The organism is Candidatus Neomarinimicrobiota bacterium, from assembly GCA_018647265.1.
In the GTDB taxonomy this organism is placed as follows: Bacteria; Fidelibacterota; Marinisomatia; order Marinisomatales; family TCS55; genus TCS55.
Window position 1 is genome coordinate 1 of sequence record JABGTK010000015.1, and the last position, 2,386, is coordinate 2,386.

General features: G+C 39.7%; 3 protein-coding genes. 1 reads left to right on the top strand and 2 read right to left on the bottom strand.

Going from position 1 to position 2,386, the window contains the following annotated elements; genetic code table 11:
* Positions 1–108: 108 nt before the first annotated feature.
* Positions 109–336, bottom strand: coding sequence for a hypothetical protein (locus HN459_01145; protein ID MBT3478048.1), 228 nt, complete (start codon positions 334–336; stop codon positions 109–111).
* Between the two features lie 94 nt (positions 337–430).
* On the opposite strand from HN459_01145, the gene rlmB reads away from it, so the two are divergent.
* Positions 431–1,168, top strand: a complete 738-nt coding sequence (gene rlmB / locus HN459_01150) for a 23S rRNA (guanosine(2251)-2'-O)-methyltransferase RlmB (protein MBT3478049.1) — start codon at positions 431–433, stop codon at positions 1,166–1,168.
* On the opposite strand, the gene HN459_01155 is transcribed toward rlmB, so the two are convergent.
* Positions 1,157–2,365: a M1 family peptidase gene (locus tag HN459_01155; protein MBT3478050.1), complete on the bottom strand. Its 1,209-nt coding sequence runs from the start codon at positions 2,363–2,365 to the stop codon at positions 1,157–1,159. The genes rlmB and HN459_01155 overlap by 12 nt on opposite strands.
* Between the last annotated feature and the right edge of the window lie 21 nt (positions 2,366–2,386).

Here is a 2,386-nt window from a genome sequence, read left to right on the forward strand (position 1 = left end):
GCGTAAATGAAAAAACCTGCTGATGCAGGTTTCTCGAGATGGTATCTCCAAATTGAACGAGAATCGTCCGATCAGAAGCGGGTATTATTTTTGGAAATGAGATCGGACTTATTCGCTGAGTTTCTCTACCGAATGTATGGGTACAGTCCAAATGCGATCTGCGTCATCCTTGAGTCGAAAACGAGTAGGATAATGGGCAATGCTATCTAAGGTCAATTCAACCCCTGCTATTAGCTCTCCCTGCACCTCATGATGGGATTTTATCATTTTAAATTTTGTCCCGGCGTTTACACCGGCATGATCTTGAGATGTTCTATGAAATTCTTTAGTAGACATATTTTTCCTTAATTCTGAACTGTAAGTTAAAATTTATATACATTTGTTTCAATCTCTGGATACTATATTTTGTTATATTCTTTGCAGAAACTATATGGAAAAAAACCAACATACGATATTCGGCATCAATGGATGCACCGCTGTACTTGAATCCAGGAAGTACAAAATAACTGATATTTTGATTCAAACTGGCAGTCCTGCAGAACGGGACGGGAAAGTGACTCGCATCCTCGGTTATCATGGCGGACGGATTAAATTTCTGACAGCTGCCCAATTCAAAACAAATTTTGTTAAATGGCGCACCCAGGGAATTATTGTTCGTTTCACTGGAAAAATTGAATCCACCCTTCCATCGTTTCAAAAGAAAACGGGTAATATTGGTCTACTTGGTTTGGATCGAATTGAAGATCCACAAAATCTTGGACAAATTATCCGCACAGCAGAATGCGCCGGTATTGATGGTATCGTTATTCCCAAACACGATAGCTGCGGTATCACAGATACGGTAATGCAAGTGAGTCAAGGCGCTTTTACCCAAGTGCCGATCTACCAAGTAAGCAACCTCCATCAAACGATTATTAAATTAAAGAATGAAGAATTTTGGGTAGTCGCTATGGAGAATAGCGTTAAAGCCAAAGAATGGCATGAAGTGGATTATAAAGGGAAAATTTTGATAGTTGCCGGTAGCGAAGGGCGGGGAATTAAAAAATTGGTTTTAGAAAGTAGCGACTTTCAAGCTACCATACCCATGCAAGGAAAAACCAATTCTTTAAATGTATCTGCGGCAGTCAGCGCTGTTCTGTTTGAACGGCTTCGGCAATTATCCGCTTAGATCAGCATTCTTCTTTTTACTTACTAAAAATTCCCAATCACGAATGTGCACCACAGAATGGGCTGGAATATCCACTGATTGAACCGTGGTCGTGGGAAACAATCTCACTTGAGTCCCATTAATATCCAAATCTATTGGCATTATGAATTCATCAATCACATTTGACCATTTATATAATAGTTTCCCATCTTTTTGATTGTATTCAAAAGTAGGCGGACGATGGTCATATAAATACTGTTGAAAAAAGTAACCCAAATCTGCACCAGTTTTATTTTCTGCATGAGCTATAAAATCATCTGTATTCACATTGGATTTGGCATTATTCACCGCAAATGATTTTAGCAAGTCCCACCAAATGCGGTCATCGTTAATTACATGTCGTAAGGTGTGTAACATCCACGACCCTTTGTTATAGGAATCACCGAAGGCCCAATAATTTTCATTTTCCGGTCCGACTATAGGTAATTTATTTTGAATCCCTTTTCGCTTTCGAAGCATAAAATCAATCATCACATTATAGCCCAACTCCTGTTCGATAAACATTGCTTCACTATAAGTGGCCGTTCCTTCGTGAATCCACATGTGAGCCGGATCGGTTGCAGTAATACTATTCCCCCACCATTCATGGGCTGTCTCATGGAATAAGAGACCGTCAATTATGCCGTAATAATCTTTCGTCCACGATCTATGATCGCCGCCCCAATTATTCCAAATATTTCCATAGGTTACAGCAGATTGATGTTCCATCCCTAGATAGGATACTTCTACCAGCTTATAGCCATCATTCCAGAATTGGTATTCACCAAAATATTTTTCGAAGAACCGAATAACTTTCCGCGCTTGAGGAAATACTGTGGATGCCACTTCTTTATGATAATCCAATACAAAATGGTTTAATACTTCTACCTCATCACCCCTTTGGAGTGTATCCTGCAACAAAACATAATTCCCCAACTGTACAGATATATTATAATTATTGATGGGACTTTTAACTTCCCAAGTATAAGATTGTTTGCCCGTAAAAACGTCTTGTGTCGTGCTAATTAATTTTCCATTACTCACACAAACCAACTCTTTCGGAACAGTGAATGTCATGGTGGCGCCACGATCCGGCTCATCAGAAATATGGTCTTTCAATGGCCACCATAATCCACAGCCATCGCCTTCGCAAGCCACAGATACGTAATCCCGGTCCATTTCATCTTTACCCCAGATAAA